The organism is Terrisporobacter mayombei, assembly GCF_020748465.1.
GTDB classification, from domain to species: domain Bacteria; phylum Bacillota; class Clostridia; order Peptostreptococcales; family Peptostreptococcaceae; genus Terrisporobacter; species Terrisporobacter mayombei.
Genome location: NZ_JAHZMP010000267.1, coordinates 1 through 443 on the forward strand (window position 1 = coordinate 1; position 443 = coordinate 443).

General features: G+C 58.5%; 1 protein-coding gene. It reads left to right on the forward strand.

Annotation, left to right across the window (positions count from 1 at the left end; translation table 11 throughout):
• Positions 1–443 (forward strand): hypothetical protein (locus K0039_RS21500; RefSeq protein ID WP_438948079.1); only part of this gene is annotated, 443 nt, incomplete at both ends.

A 443-nucleotide genomic window follows, 5' to 3' on the forward strand; every position in this document is an offset into this window, starting at 1 on the left:
CTCGCCAGTGCGCAGAAGGCATTTGATGAGGCGGATAAAAAATGGCAGTGGTACCAGGGCCGGAGCCAGCGCCGCGGTAAAACCGCCTCTTTCCGGGCCAACCTTCAGGGCGCATGGGATGACCGGGAAAATACCCGTCTGGGTCTGGCAGCGGCAACGCTGCAGTCGGATATGGAAAAAGCCGGTGAACTGGCGGCAAGGGACAGGGCTGAGCGTGAGGCGTCACAGCTGAAGTATACCGGAGAGGCGCAGAAGGCGTATGAGCGCCAGCTGACGCCACTGGAAAAATATACCGCCCGGCAGGAAGAACTGAACAAGGCACTGAAAGACGGGAAAATCCTGCAGGCGGATTACAACACGCTGATGGCGTCGGCAAAAAAGGATTATGAGTCGACGCAGAAAAAGCCGTCCGGTGTGAAGGTGTCTGCCGGTGAGCGCCAGGA